The following is an 18,198-nucleotide window of genomic DNA, read 5'->3' as shown; positions in this document are numbered from 1 at the left end:
GGTAAGCACCGGCTTCCGCACCGTACGATGGCCGAATGGCGGTGACCGATTTCCCGTACCAGACCTCCGGCGGCGAGCCGAAGCCTGGCGCGAGCAGTCCCCCTGGTTCGTCCGTGCGCGCGCGCATGATCCCCCCGATGCCCGGCAAGGCGCTGTGGGGCTGGATCGGACCGCTGCTCGTCACCGTCTTCGGCGGCGTGCTGCGCTTCACCGGGCTGGGACACCCGAACGCCGTCGTCTTCGACGAGACCTATTACGCCAAGGACGGCTATTCGCTGATCACCTGGCTGGTCGAGCGCGTCACGATCAAGGACGCCGACAAGGCGATCCTGGCCGGCAACACCGACATCTGGCAGAAGTGCACCGACGACCTGGGGCCGTGCGCCTCCTACGTCGTGCATCCGCCGCTCGGCAAGTGGATGATCGGCGCGGGCGAGTGGCTGTTCGGGCTCACCCCGTTCGGCTGGCGCTTCGCCGCCGCGGTCATCGGCACGCTGTCGATCCTGATCCTGGCGCGGGTGGCGCGGCGGATGACCCGCTCGACGCTGCTCGGCTGCTTCGCCGGTCTGCTGCTGGCCCTGGACGGGCTGCACTTCGTCCTGTCCCGCACCGCGCTGCTCGACATCTTCCTGATGTTCTGGGTGCTCGCCGCCTTCGCCTGCCTGGTGGTCGACCGCGACCGGGCCAGGGAGAAGCTCGTCGACTGGTACGAGAGCTCGCCGCTGACCCCGCAGGGCCCCTCGCTCGGCTGGCGGCCCTGGCGCATCGCCGCCGGGGTGTGCCTGGGCGCGGCGATGGGGGTCAAGTGGTCCGGGCTGGCGTTCGCGGTGGCCTTCGCGATCCTGTCGCTGCTGTGGGACTTCGGGGCGCGCCGGGCGGTCGGTCTGCGCCACCCCTACCAGGGGGCGTTCGGCAAGGACGTGCCCAACGGGGTCATCGCCTTCGCCCTCGTGCCGTTCGTCACGTACATGGCGACCTGGACGGGCTGGTTCGCCACCGCCACCGGCTACGGGCGCAAGTGGGACCAGGCCACCTCGTCGGACAACCCGTTCTTCTTCCTCATCGACTCGGCCCGCTCCTGGGTGGAGTACCAGTGGCAGGTCTTCAGCTTCCACAACGACCTGGCCACCTCCCATCCCTACATGTCGGAGCCGTGGTCGTGGCCGCTGCTGCTGCGGCCCGTCGCCTTCCACTACGAGGGCAAGCAGCAGGTGTGCGGGGCCCCCGACTGCTCGGAGGCGGTGCTCGGGGTGGGCACGCCGGTGATCTGGTTCGGCGCGCTGGCCGCCCTGGTGACGCTCATCGCCTGGTACGTGGGCAACCGCGACTGGCGGGCCGGGGCCGTGCTTCTCGCCTACGCGATGGGGTGGCTGCCCTGGTTCTACTTCGCCTTCGCCGAGAACCGAACAATGTTCCTTTTCTACGCGATCCCGATGGTGCCTTTCATGGTGCTGGCGATCACCCTGTGTGCCGGATGGCTGATAGGGCCCACGGTCCGCACCGACGACGGCCGCCTCCCGATGCGCCGCACCACCGGCGCCGCTCTCGTCGGAGCCTTCGCACTGCTCGCTTTGATCAACTTCTGGTGGCTTCATCCTGTACTGTCGGCCGAAGTCATTCCCTACAGCGACTGGAACGCGAGGATGCTCTTCGACAAGCTATGGATCTAACCCGGTCACAGTCCATTACATAGTGATTTCGTAGGGTAGTCGCTGTGCAAGACCCAATACGCACCGGATTCGGTCATCGTCAGGCCTGGGGTCCATACGGCAAACTTCGAGGCATGAGTGCACCAGACGTCACCGCGCTTCTCGCCGAGTTGGAGCGGTCCCAGCCGGACCTCGCCGACGACGCCAGGACCGCCGTCGAATGGCTGACCGGCGGCGAGCCGCTGGAAACGGTGACCCAGCTCGACGTGTGCGAATTCCTCTGGTACACGCTGCCGCTCAAGGTGGGCGGCGACCACGAGCGCCTGGCCTCCTCGCTGGGCAGGCTGCTGCAACTCGGCGGGCTCGAACGCTACGCCGCGCTGTGCGTCTCGCCGACCACCGCGCAGATCCTGCGCGCCTACGCCCGCGAGGGTGAGGAAGCCGGCACCGCCGCCTACCAGGAGGCGCTCGAAGCCACCGGCGTCCTGCCGCCCGACGTGCCCGAACTGCGCTGGAGCATGATCATGGGGCCGGAGGAGCTCGGCGCCCACGTCGCCTGCTCGGCCGCCCTGGAGCTCGCCATCGTCGCCGGCGAGAGCGTCGACCGCGTCGCCCTGACCCGCCGCTGGCTCACCGAACCGCGCGCCGACCTCGGCGGCGACAGCTGGCTGCACCGCGTCCACGGCGAACGCCTCAACCGCTGGGTCCTCGGCCGCGGCCCCGCCCGGCGCGAGCTCGCCCAGCCCTTCGAGGTCCGCCTGTACGCGCCCGTGACCCCGCAGCCGCTGCCCGCCCTGCACAAGCTGCTGTCGCTGGCCGCCTCCGACATAAACCTGCCGCTCCGGCTCGCGCCCTCGCCCGAGGCGCTGCGCCTGCGCGAGCTCGCCGAACGCGACCTGGGCGCGCTCAGCCGCGACGGCTCCCGCCTGGCCATCACCGACCACGGCCGCGCCCTGCTCGCCTCCCCCGACGCCATGTGGGAGGCCGTCACCCGGCTGCTGCTGGCCCGGGGCGAGCACGAGTTCGAGGTGTCGGCGCGGGAGGCGGCGCTGATGCTGCTCGCCGACGGCGTCCTCATGTCACCCGCCCAGCTCCGCGAACGGGTCGCCGAGGTCGTCGGCGGCGAGGGCTGGCACCCGGCGACGGGCCTGGACGACGTGTCCGCCCCGATCAACGCCCTCGTCGGCCAGCTCACCGCCCTCGACCTGGCCTTCGGCGACGACCTGGCCGTCCGTCTGACGCGCACCGGCCAGTTCGCCGCCCTGGCCGCCCTGCGCGCCCACGCGCTGCGGCCCCGCAAGTACGTCAACTCCACCTGAGAACGCCGAAACGCCCGCCTTCCCGGAGGAAGACGGGCGTCCCGACGTGTAAACCGATGTGCAGGTCGCCTCTCGGCGAAAGGCACAACGCGGCTCCAGCCGAACGGTAGTCCGCGAAGGCAATAGGTGAGGCCCGGGGACACTGGACACACCGGCTACGTGGTGTATAACCACAAGCCCCCCTGACCCATTCCCCGGAGCCGGAGACTTTTCGACGCACCCTCGGGGGTGATCTTGCCGTCTCAGGCGGTGAGCAGGGCGTGGAGGCGGCGGCACTCGCGAACCAGCCCCGTGACGCGCTGCCCGGCCGCCAGCCGCGCCACGGCCGGTATCGCGCCCCGGGCATCCGCCCAGCCGGCCGCCTCGGCGGCGAACGCCACCAGGCGGGTGTGCGTGCCGGTGGCCCGCTCCCCCGGCCCCGGCAGCGCGGCGCCGAGCAGCGCCGCCACCGCCTCCCACACCATGAGGTGCGCCCCCTGCCTGGCCGCGCTCCGCAGCGCCGCCATCGCCCCGGACGGCGAGTGGCCGGCGCCGTGCCGGAACAGCGCCGCGAGCTGCCTGCCCACCGCCTCGCCCGGCAGGTCCCCCGACGCCGCCAGCCACAGCATCGGCGCCACCGCCCCGCCCCTCGCCCCGGCGCACAGGTGGTGGGCCAGGATCAGCGCCACCGCGTCACCCGCCGGGCCGTCGGCCGCCGCCAGCGCCCGCAGGTCGTCCGGTGACGGCATCGCGGCGAGGTCGCCGACGAGCCGCCCGGCCACCGCCTCCCGGTGCGCGGGCATGACGCCCAGCAGCGCGTCACACCCCTGCCCCGCCGGCTCGAACGGCAGCCCCGTGACCGACACGCGGGGCCCCGTGGCGTGGCCCTCCCAGCGCACGGTGACGCACGGCTCGGCGGGCCGATCCGTCCCCGCCAGCCGGCCGGCGACCGCACGCCCCGCGGGCCCCTCCAGCCGGGCGGCCCGCTCGGCCACGTCCCCCGGCGCCTCGCGGGGCAGCCGGAGAAGGGCCTGCCGCAGGTCCACGGGCAACGCCTCGACGCCGCCGCGCTCGTACCCCTCCAGCCGGGACACGAGCTCATCCGGATCCAGCCGCCCGTCGGCGTGCGTCGGGGTGGCCAGCAGGTACGGCGGCAGGGCGTCGGCGGCCAGCGCCCGGTGGACCTCGGCGAACCGGGCCTCCGGCAGCGCCCCGTCCGGCGGCGGGACCCCCGGCTCCTGCGCGAGGCCGGGCCGGGCCACCAGGGCGGCCAGCGCCGCGCCCCACCCGGCCGGTCCCCGGCTCCCCTGCTGGAGCCCCGGGCCTGGCATGGCCAGCGCACCCTTCAGGCCGGCGCGGTCCGTGGCGGCGAGCCGTACGAACGCGTCGAGCCAGCGTTCGGCGCCCCGCCAGTCGAGCTCCGCCAGCCTGGCCCGCCCCAGCCACCCGGCCGCGAGCGTCGGCGGCGCCCAGCGCTCCGGCGCGGGCGCGCCCCGCAACGGCAGCGGCACGAACGGCTCAGACTCTGGCGGCTCCGACTCTGGCGGCTCCGACTCTGGCGGCTCCGACTCTGGCGGCTCCGACTCTGGCGGCCCGGTCTGGGGCAGGGGCGTCCCGGTGAGGGCGGCGACGGCCTCCGCGCCCTCGTCGCCGGGCATCAGCCGGGCGGCCTCCAGGACCGGCTCCGCCCCCGCCGGGGTGAAGCGGGCGGCATGCCGGACCACCAGCCGGGCGGCCCGGCGACGCGCCTGGCCCGCCCCGGCCCCGAGCGCCACGCTCAGCCCGGTGGCGAACGCGTCCAGCACGTCGGCGTCCTGGGCGGCCAGGCGGTCGAGCCGGCCCAGCCCGGCCGAGATCAGGCGGCCTTCCGCCCGATGGAGAAGGGCGTCGACCGCCTCGCGCGCTTCGCCGGGCGGCAGGGCGCCGAGGCGGCGCAGGTGCCGCAGCGCCAGGTCCGCCACCGGGCCCGGCGCCGACGGCAGCAGCGCCAGGTAGGCGCGGCGCCGCGCGGCCACCTCGTCGGCAGCGGGCGCGAGCAGCTCGTGCAGACCGGCGAAGAACCGCAGCTCGGCGGCGCTCCCCCGGCGCAGGAACCGGCTCAGGCAGCCGTCCAGCAGCGTCGCCCGCGGCACCCGGCCGTCCAGCGTGAGCGAGACCAGCGCCTCCGGAGCGCCGGGACGGGCGGACAGCACGCCCCCTGCCTCGAACAGGCGCGGCAGCATGGCGTCGAGCAGCGGATCGGCCCGCAGCGCTGCGGCCATCCGGCCGGCCGGGGCGTCCAGGACCGATGCGAACCAGGCGTGGACGAGCGGGTCGTGCGCGGGCGGCTCCGCCCCGGTGGCGCGCAGCAGGCCCAGCGCCAGCTCGGCGTTCGCGCCGGGTTCGCGGACGCGGCGCGCCAGGCGTAAGGCCAGGTCGGCACGCCACTCCGGCGGCCGGGACGAGATCGCCAGCAGGAACGGCGCGATCTCCTCCCCGCCCCAAACGCGCAGCTCGCGACGGCACAGCCAGGAGGCGACGGCGGCGGCGCCGCCGATGGCGCCGCACCCGGCCACCCGCATGGCCACGAGCCACCGCCACGGCCGGACCACGACCACCGGCAGGCGGCCGGGCAGCTCACGCGCCACCTCGCGCCGCCCGTCACGCCCCAGCCCGGCCACGAGGGCCGCCACGGCGGCCGCGTCCTCGGCGTCGATCGCCGACCGTACTGCCGCCCACGCCTCGGTCATGCCGGGCACACTAGGCGCGGCGACCGACAACCTTGTCGCGCGCCTGGGAGGCCCAGTCGTGCAGGGCGTCGGTGTGGCCGGCGGCGTCGAGGTTCAGGGCGGCCTCGATGAGGGCCAGGTGGGTGAACGCCTGCGGATAGTTGCCGAGCATGGCGCCGTCGGCGGCCATCTCCTCGGCGAACAGGCCGAGCGGGCGGGCGCGGGCGCACAGCGTCTCGAACCGGTCGCGCGCCTCGGCGGTACGGCCCGCCAGCACGAGCGCCGACACCATCTCGAACGAGCACATCAGGAACGCCCCCTCCGGCCCGTCGACGCCGTCGCCGGTGGCGTCCGGGTCGTAGCGGTGGACCAGGGCGCCCCCTTCGCCGAGCCGGGCCTGGATGTGGTCGAGGGTGCCGAGCACGCGCGGGTCGCGGCAGTCGAGGAAGCCGACGAGCGGCACCCGCAGCAGCGACGCGTCGGCGTCGGGCGAGCCGTACGACTGCGTGAACGCGCCGATCTCCCGGTCGAAGCCGCGCGTGAGGATCTCGTCGCGGGCGGCGTCGCGCTCGCGCCGCCACGCGTCGATCGGGGCGCCGGTCGAGCCCGTGGCCTCGGCCAGCCTGACGGCGCGGTCGAAGCACACCCAGGCGTACAGGGTGGTGTAGGTCCAGTGGCGCGGGTTGTGGCGCACCTCCCAGGGGCCGTCGCCGGGTTCGCGCCAGCGGGCCGCGCACTGGTCGACGAGCCGCCACAGGCTGTCCAGCTCGTCGCCGGTGAGGTCGCCGGTGACGTCGTGGTAGGCGAGGGCGGCGTCGAGCACGTGGCCGTAGCCGTCGAGCTGGTGCTGGTGGAAGCCGTCGTTCCCGACGCGGACGGGCCGCGACCCGGCGTAGCCGTCGAGGTGGCCGAGCGTCGTCTCCCGGGCGACCTCGCCCCCGTCGACGGCGAACATGGGCGGCAGCCGGTCGTGGCAGCTCGCGCACCGGTCGAGCACGAACCGCAGGTAGCGGCCCGCCTCCTCGCGGTGGTCCAGGCGCAGCAGCGCGAGGACGGTGAGCGCGCAGTCGCGCTGCCAGGCGTAGCGGTAGTCCCAGTTGCGCGGGCCGCCCGGCCATTCGGGCAGCGACGTGGTGGGGGCGGCCAGCAGCGCCCCGGTCTCGTCGTACAGCAGGCCGCGCAGCACCACCGCGCTCTGCCGCACCTCGGCCGCGCCGACGCCGGAGTAGCCGGACCGGGCCGACCAGGACCGCCACGACCGTACGGTCTCGTCGAGGAGCGCGTGGGCGTCGGCGGGGGCGCGCTCGCCGGTGTAGGCGAGCGTGAACGCCACGGACTCGCCCTCGCGCAGCGACGCCTCCGGCGGGCCGGTGAGGACCGCCCCGTCGTCCTCCACGAGCGTGTCGTCGCGCCGGGTCCAGCGGGCGTCGCGGGTGGCGTAGCCGGGCCTGGCCAGCACGCGGGAGCGGACGAGCGCCCGGCCGCGCTCGCAGGTGGCGAGCCGGACCAGCCGGTGGACGGGTTCGAGGCCGCCGTCGCCGGTGGTGGCGAGGAAGTCGTGCACGGCCACGACGCCGTCGGGGCCCTCCCAGCGGGTCCGCAGCACCAGCGTCTCGTCCAGGTAGCGGCGCTCGCGCACCGAGGCGCCGTCGACGGTCAGCTCCCACGCGCCGCCGCCGCGCCGGTCGAGCAGCCTGGCGAACAGGCTGGGCGCGTCGAAGCGCGGCGCGCACATCCATTCGACGGCGCCGTCCGGGCCGACGAGGGCGCCGGTGTGGCAGTCGGACAGGAAGGCGTACGCGCCGATCGGCGGACAGTCGCTCATCGTCCCCTCATCCCCGCCGCGGCTCCCGAGTCGGCAGGTCAGGGCTGCCCGGAGGGCTCGGCGGCTAAACCGGGCGGGCCGCCCGCGCCCCGCAGGCCGTGCTCGGCGGCGAGCTGCTGCGGGGACACGCCGTCGAGCAGCCGGTCGAGCTCGCCCATCAGGAAGCCGCACTCACGCACCGGATGCTCGGTGGGGCAGTCGAGGGCGTGCCGCAGCACCTCCTGGGCGGTCCGGGCGCGGGAGACGAGCGCGTCCAGCGCGGCCAGCGTGCCGGTGACCTCCTCCCGCCAGCGCGCTCCCGGCGCGTCCAGCACCGCGCCCGCCGTGTCGAGCGGGATGCCGAGAAGCTGCGCCGTCCGCAGGAAGGCCAGCCGGCGCAGCTCCTCGACGCCGTAGACGCGCCTGCCCTGCCTGCGGCCCACCGGCCGCACCAGCCCGCGTTCGTCGTAGTAGCGCAGCGCGGAGGCGTTCAGGCCGAGCCGCCGGGCCGCCTCACCGATCGGGATCAGGTCCATGTCTCCCATTTGACTTCAACCCGGCTTGAACCGCTTGGCTGAATTCATGCCAACCACGACATCCTGGATCGACGGCCGTTCCTACGACTCGCCCTTCACACACCCGGTGGGGTGGGTGGGCCGGATGGCGGGCCGGTTCATGCTCTGGACGAATCGGCACCAGAAGGAGATCCTGCCCCTGGTCGCCGCCGGGCCCGGGCAGCGGGTCCTGGAGATCGGCTACGGCGCGGGCGGCCTGGCCCGCCTGCTCTGCGCGACGGGCGCGCGGGTGTGCGGCGTCGACCCGTCACCCGACATGCGCCTGCTCGCCGCCCGCCGCGCGCCCGCCGCCGACCTGCGGCTCGGCACCGCCTCCGACACCGGCTTCCCCGACCGGGCGTTCGACCGGGTCGTCTCGGTCAACACCGTGGCGATCTGGCCGGAGCTCGCCCCGGCCGTGCGCGAGCTGCACCGCGTCACCCGGCCGGGCGGCCGGGCGCTGATCGCCTGGCACGGCGGCTCCGCGCCGTCCCGGGTGGCGCGCGGCCTGCGCATGTCCGCCGCCGGCCTGGAGCGGGTACGGGCCGCGCTCGGCGACGTGTTCCACCGGGTGGACCGGGAGGAGCTGTCCGGCCTCACGGTCTTCGTCGCTCACCGATAGTCGATCACACGCTCGCTCCTGCCAGGATAGACCATGACGAGGACGTGCTGCGGGGTCCACGCCTCCCAGTCGGGCTCGCGGTAGTGCACCCGGACCCGGTAGCGGCCCGCGCCCCGGACGGCCAGGTTCGGCAGCCCCTCCCCGGACATGGCCTCCACCAGCTCCAGCACCCCGGTCGGGCTCTCATAGCCCAGCTCCACGACCCGGTCCCAGCCCTTGGTCTCGACCGGCGGCCGGCGGTCGTACGCCTCACCGGTCAGGCAGTTGGTGTAGTCGGAGTGGGTGGTGATCAGCAGGTGGCCGCGCCGGGCGGCCACGAGCCCGTCGTCCTGGGCCCTGTTCAGCAGGTCGTCGTCCAGCGCGTCCTCGGTCTCGACGGCCTCCATCACGCCGTAGTCGGTCAGCATGCGGTCGTGGGCCACGCGTACCGGCCTGATCCTCGGCCGGTGCCTGGCACGGTCGCACACGGCCTGTTCGGCGGCCTCCTCCGCCTCCCAGGCGGCCTGGTCGGCGGCCTGGGCACGCCGCAGCACGTCGGCCGCCGGCGGGCAGATCGGGGCGATGGCGTACGCCTCCGTGGGCTCGCCGCGGAAGGCCGCGCACCGCTGCCGCCCATAGGCGAGGGCGAGGTGGTCGCCCACCTTGGTGAACCTGCCGTCCTGGCGCAGCCCGCAGAGGTAGGCGCCCGTGCCGGACTCGCAGCCGCCGGTCGTGATGGGCCCCGGGGTCAGGTCGGCGGCGGGGAGGAACGCCAGCGCCCCCAGGGCCGTCGCTCCCGCCACACCCCGCCGGAACCACCGCGAACGCACCATCCGGCGCGTCCGGAGCCTGGGACCGCGCGCGGCGACCAGCACGCAGAGGGCGGCGATCGTGGGCGCGACGTCGTTCCGGAGGAAGAAGCGCGCTCCCTCGACGCCGCCCCACATCTCCAGGCACTGCCGGTCGATCGCCATGTCCACACCGAACGCGATCAGGCCGTGGCCGTACAGGAGCAGGGTCACCACCGCGGTCACCCGGGCCAGCACCCGCCCGATCCGGGGCCGCCCCAGCCGGGTCGTCAGCCAGTGCGCCCCGAAGGCCGCCACGATCAGCGGCGCCGCGTTGTACCAGAGCAGCGGCACCCGTTCCACCAGCGGCCACACCCTGTCCGGGACCTCCCAGCGCAGGTCGGCGCCGGGGCAGAACCCGCTGGAGAAGTACCCGAACGCCAAGGTCTCCCCGGTCAGCGACAGCAGGTAGGCGACCCCCGCCGCCGTCGCCGTCAGCGCGGCCGACCACCATAATCGTGATCTTCGAGTCATGCCCCCAGAACTTACCCCGCGACCCCGACAAGCCCGCCGTCCACGACGAGGTCCTGGCCGGTGATGTACGAGGCGTCGTCGGAGGCCAGGAACGCCACGGCCGCCGCCACGTCCTCCGAGCGCCCCAGCCGCCCGAGCGCCACCTGGGCCGTGGCCGCCGCGGCGGCGTCGTCGTCCATGGCGCCCCGGAACATGGGCGTGTCGATGTATCCGGGGCTGACCGAGTTGACGCGGATGCCGCGCCCGCCGAGGTCGGCCGCGAGGGTGCGGGCCAGGTTGTGCACGGCGGCCTTGGTGGCCGAGTAGACGGACGCGATCGCCAGCCCGCGATGGAGGGTCCAGGAAGCGTTGATCACCACGGAGGCGCCCGCGCCCATCAGCGGCAACGCCTTCTGCACGGTGAAGAACACGCCCTTGAAGTTGACGTCCACGGAGGTGTCGAAGTCCGCCTCGGTGAGGTCGGCGCTGGGGGCGAAGATGCCGACGCCCGCGTTGGCCACCACCACGTCCAGCCGCCCGAACCGCTCGGCGATCCGGCGCATCAGCTCGTCACGGTCTCCCGCGCTCGCCACGTCGCCGCGTACCGCGAGCACCCGGTCGCCGCCGTCGAGCTCCTTGACCGCCTGTGCCAGCCTGTCGTCGTCGCGGCCGGTGACGACCACGCTCGCCCCCTCGTCCAGGAGCCGCTTCGCCGTCGCCAGTCCCATGCCGCTCGTCGCGCCCGTGACCAGCGCGACCTTGCCGTCAAATCGTGTCATGGCTCGATTGTCGGGCGGCCCGGCGGACCCATCCAGACGCGGCTCAGCCTAGGTCTGGCACCACCAGTCAACCGGCCAGCCGCACCTGGCGGACGAGCAGGGTCAGCTTCTCCTCGGTGCCGGTGCCGGGCTGCGGGTTGTGCAGGAGCAGCCGGTGGTCGGGCCGGCCGGGCACCGGGACGCCGGTGAACTCGAAGACCAGCTCGCCGACCTCCGGGTGGGTGATCACCTTGACGCCCTGCGCGGTCTCGCCGACCTCGTGCTCGGCCCACAGCGCGGCGAACTCGGGGCTGGACTCCGACAGGTGGGCGGCCAGCCGGCCGAACTCCGGATCGTCCGGGTAGCGGGCCATGTCCCACCGGAACTGCCGCACCACGCCCGGCGCACCGGCGGCCCAGTCGCGGAACGCCGCCCGGTGGCGGAGGCTGGTGAAGAAGGCGATCAGGCAGTTGCGGTCCTCGTCCGCGTAACCGAACACGGCCCGCGCGGCGTCGTTGACGGCGGCGAAGTTCCAGTGCCGGTCGAGCACGTACGCGGGCCGGGGCGACCACGCCTCCAGCACCCGCAGCAGCTCCTCGCGCAGCGGCTGACCGTCGTCGCCGGCCTCGCGGGGCGGCGGGTTGAGCCCGGCCAGCAGGTAGAGGTGCTCGCGTTCCATGGCGCCCAGCCGCAGCGCCCGGCTGACGGCGTCGAGCACGTCCCCGGACACCTGGATGTCGCGCCCCTGTTCCAGCCACGTGTACCAGGACACGCCGACGCCGGCGAGCACCGCGACCTCCTCGCGTCGCAGTCCGGGGGTCCGGCGCCGGCCGCCGCCGGGCATTCCGACCTCCTCGGGGGTCAGCCGGGCCCGCCGCGACCTGAGGAAGTCGCGCAGCTCCTCGCGCCGCCGCTGCTCACCGGCGGAGTGCAAAGGGGACATTCCTCAACCCTAACCGCGCACGGCGGCGACCAGCCGCATCCCGCCCCAGAGCAGGGCGGCGAGCACCGCGACGAGCAGGTATTCGATGGCCGGGATGCGCACCACCTCGTCGAGGCTGCCCCAGCCCCGCACCGCGTAGACGGCCACGACGGCGGCCACGTAGCCGGCGGCGAGCGCCCAGCGGGCCGGGACGCCGAGGCCGAGCCCGTGCATCTGGGTGAGGACGAACACGCCGAGGAAGCCGAACAGGAACATCGGCCACAGCCCGCCGGGCCCGGTGCTCATGACGGCGACCAGCGTGCCGTGCGCGGCGACCAGCAGCTCCAGGGTGAGCGTCCACCAGCGGTTCGTGTGGGCCCGGGTCAGGAAGAGGCTGCCCTGGAGCAGCAGCAGGAACATGTAGAAGAACCCGATCAGGTGCCCGCTGGTGGTCTCCATCGGGTGGTACCAGAACGTGTAGACGGCGGCCCAGCTGAACAGGTAGCCGTGGTAGCGGCGGGCGAAGTCGACGACCCCGGCGGAGATGGGCGCGGGCCGGCCGGCGAACAGGCCGCGGCGGCGGTTCTCCATGAGCAGGACCACGACGAGCAGCAGCACCACCGAGCCCTGCGAGCTGAAGATCGACACGTCCTGGGCGAGGCCGTCGTAGAACACCTGGGTCTGGAGCTGGTGCAGCACGATGAAGCCGAAGTTGACCGCCAGCGCCACCACGTTGACCCGGTGGAGGCCGGAGGTGTAGCGGCGGACGCGGGTCTGCGCGTAGTAGATGACGCCCCAGAGCGCGAGCTGGTGTCCGGCGTAGCCGAGCCAGGCCGACAGGCGGGTCCAGACGGTCGGCTCGGGCAGCTTCCAGTAGTACCAGGCCGCGCCCTGGTCGGGCAGCAGCTCGACCTGGAGGCGCTGCCCCGCCACCCAGATCAGGCCCGTCAGCACGGCGCTGGCCACGACTCCCCAGAGCACGACCCGATTGCTCAGCATGCTGAACATTATGAACTACGGGACAATGTGCCGGTGGACGAGGGAGAGGCGATCCGCGGCGACATCGCCGCCTGGCCGACCGGGCGCCTGCTGTCGGTGGCGGCCCGCGTCGTGGAGGGGCGCTTCCACGCGTTCCTGGAGGCGCACGGCCTGACCCACGCCGGGCTGATCGCCCTGCACCACCTGGCGGCAGGCCCGCTCTCCCAGCGGGAGATCGCGGCGCTGTGCCGGGTGACCGACCAGACGATGAGCCGCACCGTCGAGCACCTGCGCCAGGCCGGCCATGTCGAGCGCCACCCCGACGACCGCGACCGCCGCCGCATGCTCGTCCGGATCACCGAAGCGGGCGCCGGCGCACTGGCCGCCGCCCGCCACGAGGAACGCGCCTCCGAGCACCTGATGGGCGCCCTGGACGACTACGACTGGTTCCGCGAGCAGTTGATCAAGCTGATCGCAGCCGGCTGACCACCGGGAGCCGATGGGCGTCGGCCGCCCACAGCGCGATCGCGATGTAGAGCACCTGCTCCGGCACGCGCAGCCACAGGGGCGAGGCGTCCGGCACGTCGGCGACGGCGGCGTAGACGTTGGCCGGCAGCACCAGCAGGAAGAACAGGGCCAGGCAGAGCCCCGCGGCCCGCCGGGTGGCGCCGAGGACGAGCCCGGCCGCGCCCGCCAGCTCCAGCACGCCCGTCGCGTACACCATGAAGCTCGGGAACGGGACGAACGGCGGCATCATGGCGACCATCGACGCGTGGTTGGGCATGAACGTGACGCCCGCCGGGACGAAGTGGGCGCTGGCGGTGAGGACGAGCATGACCGCGAGCCCGTGCGCCGCGCTGACCTTCCAGGTGGCGAAGCGGCGGACGCCGAGCGCACCCAGCAGCCTGAACAGCAGGAGCGCCCCGACCAGGACGCCGATGACGATGAACATGATCGATCCTCCTTTTGGATAGTGACACTATCCAGTTGTTGGCTAGATAGTAGCACTATCCAAAAGGGAGGAACAAGGGATCAGGAGATGCTGCGGCCCTCCACGGCGTCGAGCAGCAGCGGGGAGGCGCCGGCGTCGCCGCGGACGCCGAAGCCGTAGCGGTAGCCGGCCCGCACGTCCGGGTCCGACAGCTCGGGCAGGTGCTCCAGCGTCGCCACGGTGACCAGCTCCCAGCCCGATCCGGTGTCGGCGTACATGGCGGCCCGGTCACCCACCAGCGACAGCGCGAACCGGCCGCCGTCCGGGATCGTCACGCCCTGCTTGATGCCGAACACCGCCAGTCCGCCGGGCACCTGCGGCCCGCGCACCTCGAAGCCGGCGAACTTCTGCGTGTTCACGTAGAAGGCCACCACGTCCGTTTTGCCGTCCTTGACGAGGCCCGTGTAGACGGTGTCCATGTCGGTGGAGTCGCCCTGGAACTTCCGGATGGTGATGGCCGTGCTGAACGCCGGGTTGCGCGGCGACACGCCCGACGACAGCAGCCCGAACCAGCCCGCCGTCGCGTTGCCCGCCGACAGCACGCCGTCCGCGTAGCTCACCCGCGGCAGCTCCTTGTTCTCCGGCTCCACCCGGTGCACCTGGTAGTCGCCGGCCGTGTCGAAGCCGTCGGCCAGCTCCTGGTTGGCGAAGGCGTCGGGCGCGGGCGGCACGTAGCCGGCCTCCGGCGGCAGCCGGAACGTCACCCGGTGCTCCTGCCGCAGGTAGGACGCGCACACGACCGGATACTCGCCGTCGGCGGGCCCGTACGCGGTCAGCTTGGTGTCGAACGTGCGGCTCGCGCCGGCGCGCAGGCCGGTGACGCGCAGCGCCGCCGGGTCGACGGTGACGCCGTCGCAGGCCGTGAGCCTGACCTGGCCGGCCATCGGCAGCACGTCGCGGTTGGTCACGGTGAAGGTGACCGTGGAGCCGACCAGGCCGCGCTCGGCCGTGGCGGCGGTGATCTCGACGTTGCGCCGGTCCGGGGCGGGCAGCGCGGCGGCGGCCAGGCTGAGCCTGTCGATCTCGTACGAGCCGGCCCAGTCGGAGCCCACTGAGCCGCGTACCCACACCTTGACGCGGGAGATCGCGTCACGCGGGGCCCAGCGGGACAGGTCGAGCGTGAGCCTGTTCCAGCCGCGCGCGGGGTCGATCGCGCCCACGCCTTCTGCCACGGCGCCGTCGCGCCCGTACACGCGGATCTTGGCGGAGAACGCGTTGCCCGGCTTGAAGCCGTCGTCGGCGCTGTCCGGCACCCGGATCGACACCGAGAGCCGCGCGGTGCGCGAGGCGTCGAGCGGCTTGCCGAACAGCACGTCGGCGCCCTTGTACGACTTCGCGTACTGGGACCAGCCGGGCAGGTCGCGGTCGAAGCGGACGCGCAGCGCGTGCCCGCCGTCGGCGGCCACCCGCTCCACCGCGGCGGCGTTGTCCGAGGGCCGCCAGCCGTCCGTGCCGGTCTCGAAGCCGGAGATCACCCGCTCGGCCACCGGCTTGGCGTCGAGCTGCGCGCCGACCGTCACCGGCGGCTTGCGGACCGCCAGCTCGGCCGGGTCGAACCCGGGAATGACGTCCTTCCAGTCGGAGATCCCGATGATCTCCTTGGCGAACTCGGTCACCTCCAGCGACCGCGCGGTGTCGATGGCGGCGAACACCTCGTGCACCGGCTTGCGCTCGCCCGCGTTGGACGGCGAGGCGTGCTCCTCGTCCCACGTCCACAGGCCGAGCCGCAGCCCGCCCTCCTGCTTGTGGTCGACGTGCCGGTGCAGGATGAACGAGTCGATCCCGTCGGCGAAGGCGACCTTGTAGTAGGCGTAGGCATAGGCCGCGGCCTGGAGCCTCAGCTCCTTCGCGGTGTAGTCCTGCGAGTTCAGGCCCTGCTCCGACAGGATCACCCGCCGTCTCTCACCGCCGTACGTGAGGTGCTCCTGGGCGAGGTAGCGCGGCAGCAGCTCGATGTTCTTGAACGTGATCCGCATCGTGTCGAAGCTGTCCGTGGCGGTCTTGTCCTGCCAGAACGCCGGATTGAACAGGTTCTCCGGATACGGGTGGTAGGCGATGTGCCAGTCGAAGTCTCCCTGCCTCTTGGTCAGCGCGTTGAGCCCGTCGACCACGTCGCGGCCCTTGTAGGTGTACTTCGGGTCGTCGTTGGCCGCGCCGGTCCAGAAGTGCGTGAGCGAGGTGTAGACGCGGGCGGCGGCGTCGGACTTGCGCACGGCCTGCCAGGTCAGCCGCATCGCACGGGTGTACTGGTCGAGGAAGACGTCACGGTCCTGCGGGCCCATGTTGTACCAGAACTGCTGGGCGTCGATCTCGTTGCCGACGATCCAGCCCCACGCCCTGCCGTACTGGCCGTCGGCCCGGCTGTAGCGCTGGGCGAAGAACTCCATCGCGGCGGTGAAGTGCGCCTCGCCCTCGGCCGTCTTGGTGTTGAACGCGTAGACGGTGCCCTTGCCGAGCTCGGCGTCGGGGTGGATGAGCGTGCGGGCGGCCGAGTTCGGCGCGGTGCTGTTGTAGACCAGCACGATCAGGTTGACCAGGACGCCGTTGTCCGACAGCGGTTTGACCTGGGAGTCCACCCCGGCGACGGCGCCCCGGTCGAAGTAGTAGGTCCTGCCCTGCGAGACGAACTCGATGGTGTTGCCCGGCGCGCCGGGGCCGGACATCATGACCGAGTCGAGGGCCAGGTTGATGCCCGCGTGCTGGACGCCGATCTCCTCGGCGTCGTCGGTCATCTGCACCTGCAGACCCTTTTTGGACGAAATTTCGGGATAAGGGGTCTGGCTGGTGGGCCGGAACGTCAGCTTGTCGGCGTAACGCACCTCGCCCAGCGGCCCGTCCGCCCCCACCGCGACGAACTTGTCGTGCAGCCGGTCCTGCTCCCCCTCCATCCGGGGCACCTCGACGCGGAACTCGCCCGCCTCGACGCTCGCCACCGGCTCCTCACCCTCGTGGCCGTCCTGCCAGGTGTCCAGCGCGTACAGCCGGGCGGGCCCGGAGGCGGTGCCGGTGACGGTGACCGTGCTCTCGCCGACCTCCACCCCGGTCACCCCGGTCACCTCGGCAGCCGCCGCCCGCGCGGGCAGGCCGGCGAACAGCATCGGCACGGCCAGCGCGAAGGCCGTCAATAAGCGCAGCATCCCATCTCCTCCTATTTCGCCCAGTCCTCGTCGCCCCAGGCGTTCTTCTTGATGCCGGCCTCGACGCCGCGGTCCCACCACTTCGCCAGGTCGTCCAGCTCCTCCTCCAGCGACCGCTCGCCGAGCAGGTAGCCGTCGAACACGTCGCGGAACGAGGTCCCCTCGGGCCCGCCGGGCAGCCCGGTGACCCGGAACGTCTTGCCCCACTCGCCCTCCAGCAGCCCGGCGGTCTCGGGCGACGGCTCGACGCCCTCGATCGCGGGCAGGCCGCCGGTCGCGTCCAGCCACGGCTTGATCGCCGGGGAGCTCATGTACTGCAGGAACTTGACCGCCGCCGCGTACTTCTCGCCCTTGACCGTCGACGGGATCATGTAGCTGGTGCCGCCGATCGAGGCGCCGTAGCGGGCCGGGGCGTCGCTCGACAGCGGCGTGGTGGCCTTGGTAATGGTCGGGAACGGCATCGTGGCCAGCGGGAACTTCGCGTCCGCCTTCAGCGCCTCGACGGCGAAGTCGGTGCCCCACGACATGGCCGCCTTGCCGGCCACGAAGTCGCGGTAGCCGACCGTCGCGCCGCCGTCGGCCACGCCCGTCCAGTTGGGCGTGCCGCAGTCGAAGAACTCCTTGTAGAGCTTGAGCGCCTCGGCGACCTCGGGCGTCTTCGTGCTGAGCGTGCCCTCCTTGATCGCCTTGCTGAGCGACTTCTCCGTCACCAGGGGCGCGACGGTGGCCTTGCCGGGCTTGCCGGTGGCGTCGAAGAAGTTCCACTCCTCGTGGTACTTGTCGACGAGCTGGGTGCTGATCGACTCCCAGGTCCAGCCCACGGCCATGCCGCCCTTGTCGAGCGCGACCGGGTCGTAGCCGGCGTCCTTCAGCTTCTTGCAGGCGCTCCTGAAGTCCTCCCAGGTGGCCGGCGGCCCGTCGAGGCCGGCCTTGGCGAAGGCGTCCTTGTTGTAGAACAGGCCGATCGCGACCAGGTTGAACGGGATGTACTCCAGCTTCCCGCTCTCCTTGCTGAGCGCCTTGGCGACGCCGGGGCCGAAGTAGTCCTTCTTGAACACGTCGAGCCAGCGCTGGTTGCCCGGCACGTACGGGTTGGGCTTCTGGAGCTCGGCGTCGAGGGCGTGCACCTCGTGCGCCTTGTGCGGCGGCTGGTTGAAGACGAGTTCGGGCGCGGTTCCGGCGGCGAGCTGGGTGGTGATCGTCTGGGAGAAGCCGTCGAGGGGCAGCACCTGGGTCCTGACCTCGATGCCGGGCTCGCGCTTCTCGAAGGAGTCGACGATCGCCTCCCAGGCGGGGCCGAAGGTGCTGCCGCTGGAGTTCCACTGGTTGGGGCCGGCCAGGGTGATCGTGACCTTGCCGTCGGCGCCGGTCGCGCCCTTGTCGCCGGTGCCCAGCAGGCCGCAGCCTGTCAGGGCGAGCAGCATGGCGGCGCCCGCCAGCCCGCTCTTGGGGGGTGTTCTCATGAGAGCTGGGTCCTTTCGTGGTTGATACGTTTCA

Annotated in this window: 14 protein-coding genes; 4 read left to right on the top strand and 10 right to left on the bottom strand. The window is 73.0% G+C overall.

The genetic code is table 11. From position 1 onward, the window contains the following. The first annotated feature begins 35 nt into the window (after positions 1-35). Together ACBI99_RS37440 and ACBI99_RS37435 are read left to right on the top strand one after the other, a co-directional pair. Positions 36-1,670 (top strand): dolichyl-phosphate-mannose--protein mannosyltransferase, encoded by a 1,635-nt coding sequence (locus ACBI99_RS37440; RefSeq protein WP_375074647.1) that lies wholly within the window; start codon positions 36-38, stop codon positions 1,668-1,670. Positions 1,671-1,783: 113 nt separating this feature from the next. Further along, complete coding sequence (locus tag ACBI99_RS37435) at positions 1,784-2,968, top strand: hypothetical protein (protein WP_219500282.1); 1,185 nt, start codon at positions 1,784-1,786, stop codon at positions 2,966-2,968. A gap of 242 nt (positions 2,969-3,210) precedes the next feature. Here the strand turns inward: ACBI99_RS37435 and ACBI99_RS37430 are convergent, their stop codons facing one another. Genes ACBI99_RS37430 through ACBI99_RS37420 form a run of 3 tightly spaced genes read right to left on the bottom strand, consistent with a single transcriptional unit; the run spans position 3,211 to position 7,995 of the window. Then, on the bottom strand, positions 3,211-5,676 hold the full coding sequence (locus tag ACBI99_RS37430; protein WP_375074646.1) for a DUF6493 family protein: 2,466 nt from the start codon (positions 5,674-5,676) through the stop codon (positions 3,211-3,213). A gap of 10 nt (positions 5,677-5,686) precedes the next feature. Next, positions 5,687-7,480: a glycoside hydrolase family 15 protein gene (locus ACBI99_RS37425; protein WP_219500280.1), complete on the bottom strand. Its 1,794-nt coding sequence runs from the start codon at positions 7,478-7,480 to the stop codon at positions 5,687-5,689. Positions 7,481-7,518: 38 nt separating this feature from the next. Next, positions 7,519-7,995, bottom strand: coding sequence for a MerR family transcriptional regulator (locus ACBI99_RS37420; RefSeq protein WP_357586194.1), 477 nt, complete (start codon positions 7,993-7,995; stop codon positions 7,519-7,521). 46 nt (positions 7,996-8,041) lie between these two features. Between ACBI99_RS37420 and ACBI99_RS37415 the strand changes: the two genes are divergently transcribed. Next, positions 8,042-8,635: a class I SAM-dependent methyltransferase gene (locus tag ACBI99_RS37415; protein ID WP_375074645.1), complete on the top strand. Its 594-nt coding sequence runs from the start codon at positions 8,042-8,044 to the stop codon at positions 8,633-8,635. Here the strand turns inward: ACBI99_RS37415 and ACBI99_RS37410 are convergent. From ACBI99_RS37410 to ACBI99_RS37395, 4 genes are all read right to left on the bottom strand, one after another. Continuing rightward, complete coding sequence (locus ACBI99_RS37410; protein WP_375074644.1) at positions 8,626-9,936, bottom strand: hypothetical protein; 1,311 nt, start codon at positions 9,934-9,936, stop codon at positions 8,626-8,628. The genes ACBI99_RS37415 and ACBI99_RS37410 overlap by 10 nt on opposite strands. A gap of 11 nt (positions 9,937-9,947) precedes the next feature. After that, positions 9,948-10,694: an SDR family NAD(P)-dependent oxidoreductase gene (locus ACBI99_RS37405; protein ID WP_219500276.1), complete on the bottom strand. Its 747-nt coding sequence runs from the start codon at positions 10,692-10,694 to the stop codon at positions 9,948-9,950. A gap of 67 nt (positions 10,695-10,761) precedes the next feature. Next, positions 10,762-11,616, bottom strand: coding sequence for a helix-turn-helix transcriptional regulator (locus ACBI99_RS37400; RefSeq protein ID WP_375074643.1), 855 nt, complete (start codon positions 11,614-11,616; stop codon positions 10,762-10,764). A gap of 9 nt (positions 11,617-11,625) precedes the next feature. Next, positions 11,626-12,594: a hypothetical protein gene (locus ACBI99_RS37395; RefSeq protein WP_246643907.1), complete on the bottom strand. Its 969-nt coding sequence runs from the start codon at positions 12,592-12,594 to the stop codon at positions 11,626-11,628. Positions 12,595-12,627: 33 nt separating this feature from the next. On the opposite strand from ACBI99_RS37395, the gene ACBI99_RS37390 reads away from it, so the two are divergent. Next, positions 12,628-13,059 carry a MarR family transcriptional regulator gene (locus ACBI99_RS37390; protein WP_308125606.1) on the top strand — a complete coding sequence of 144 codons (432 nt, stop codon included), beginning with the start codon at positions 12,628-12,630 and terminating at the stop codon, positions 13,057-13,059. Here ACBI99_RS37390 and ACBI99_RS37385 read toward each other — a convergent pair. From ACBI99_RS37385 to ACBI99_RS37375, 3 genes are all read right to left on the bottom strand, one after another. Further along, positions 13,037-13,525 (bottom strand): hypothetical protein, encoded by a 489-nt coding sequence (locus tag ACBI99_RS37385; protein ID WP_364177109.1) that lies wholly within the window; start codon positions 13,523-13,525, stop codon positions 13,037-13,039. The genes ACBI99_RS37390 and ACBI99_RS37385 overlap by 23 nt on opposite strands. Positions 13,526-13,605: 80 nt before the next feature. After that, complete coding sequence (locus ACBI99_RS37380) at positions 13,606-16,701, bottom strand: DUF5722 domain-containing protein (RefSeq protein WP_375074642.1); 3,096 nt, start codon at positions 16,699-16,701, stop codon at positions 13,606-13,608. An 11-nt stretch (positions 16,702-16,712) separates the two neighbouring features. Then, positions 16,713-18,164 (bottom strand): ABC transporter substrate-binding protein, encoded by a 1,452-nt coding sequence (locus ACBI99_RS37375; RefSeq protein ID WP_375074641.1) that lies wholly within the window; start codon positions 18,162-18,164, stop codon positions 16,713-16,715. Positions 18,165-18,198 lie beyond the last annotated feature (34 nt).

Origin of the sequence: Nonomuraea sp. ATR24 (genome assembly GCF_041950485.1) — a bacterium.
Lineage (GTDB): Bacteria > Actinomycetota > Actinomycetes > Streptosporangiales > Streptosporangiaceae > Nonomuraea > Nonomuraea ceibae.
The sequence above is the reverse complement of the archived record's forward strand: the minus strand, read 5'-3'. Positions and strand labels throughout refer to the sequence as shown.

Coding starts and splice junctions, on each gene's coding strand:
- ACBI99_RS37440 (WP_375074647.1), top strand. CDS start 36: ATGGCGGTGACCGATTTCCCGTACCAGACCTCCGGCGGCGAGCCGAAG.
- ACBI99_RS37435 (WP_219500282.1), top strand. CDS start 1,784: ATGAGTGCACCAGACGTCACCGCGCTTCTCGCCGAGTTGGAGCGGTCC.
- ACBI99_RS37430 (WP_375074646.1), bottom strand. CDS start 5,676: ATGACCGAGGCGTGGGCGGCAGTACGGTCGGCGATCGACGCCGAGGAC.
- ACBI99_RS37425 (WP_219500280.1), bottom strand. CDS start 7,480: ATGAGCGACTGTCCGCCGATCGGCGCGTACGCCTTCCTGTCCGACTGC.
- ACBI99_RS37420 (WP_357586194.1), bottom strand. CDS start 7,995: ATGGACCTGATCCCGATCGGTGAGGCGGCCCGGCGGCTCGGCCTGAAC.
- ACBI99_RS37415 (WP_375074645.1), top strand. CDS start 8,042: ATGCCAACCACGACATCCTGGATCGACGGCCGTTCCTACGACTCGCCC.
- ACBI99_RS37410 (WP_375074644.1), bottom strand. CDS start 9,936: ATGACTCGAAGATCACGATTATGGTGGTCGGCCGCGCTGACGGCGACG.
- ACBI99_RS37405 (WP_219500276.1), bottom strand. CDS start 10,694: ATGACACGATTTGACGGCAAGGTCGCGCTGGTCACGGGCGCGACGAGC.
- ACBI99_RS37400 (WP_375074643.1), bottom strand. CDS start 11,616: ATGTCCCCTTTGCACTCCGCCGGTGAGCAGCGGCGGCGCGAGGAGCTG.
- ACBI99_RS37395 (WP_246643907.1), bottom strand. CDS start 12,594: ATGCTGAGCAATCGGGTCGTGCTCTGGGGAGTCGTGGCCAGCGCCGTG.
- ACBI99_RS37385 (WP_364177109.1), bottom strand. CDS start 13,525: ATGTTCATCGTCATCGGCGTCCTGGTCGGGGCGCTCCTGCTGTTCAGG.
- ACBI99_RS37380 (WP_375074642.1), bottom strand. CDS start 16,701: ATGCTGCGCTTATTGACGGCCTTCGCGCTGGCCGTGCCGATGCTGTTC.
- ACBI99_RS37375 (WP_375074641.1), bottom strand. CDS start 18,164: ATGAGAACACCCCCCAAGAGCGGGCTGGCGGGCGCCGCCATGCTGCTC.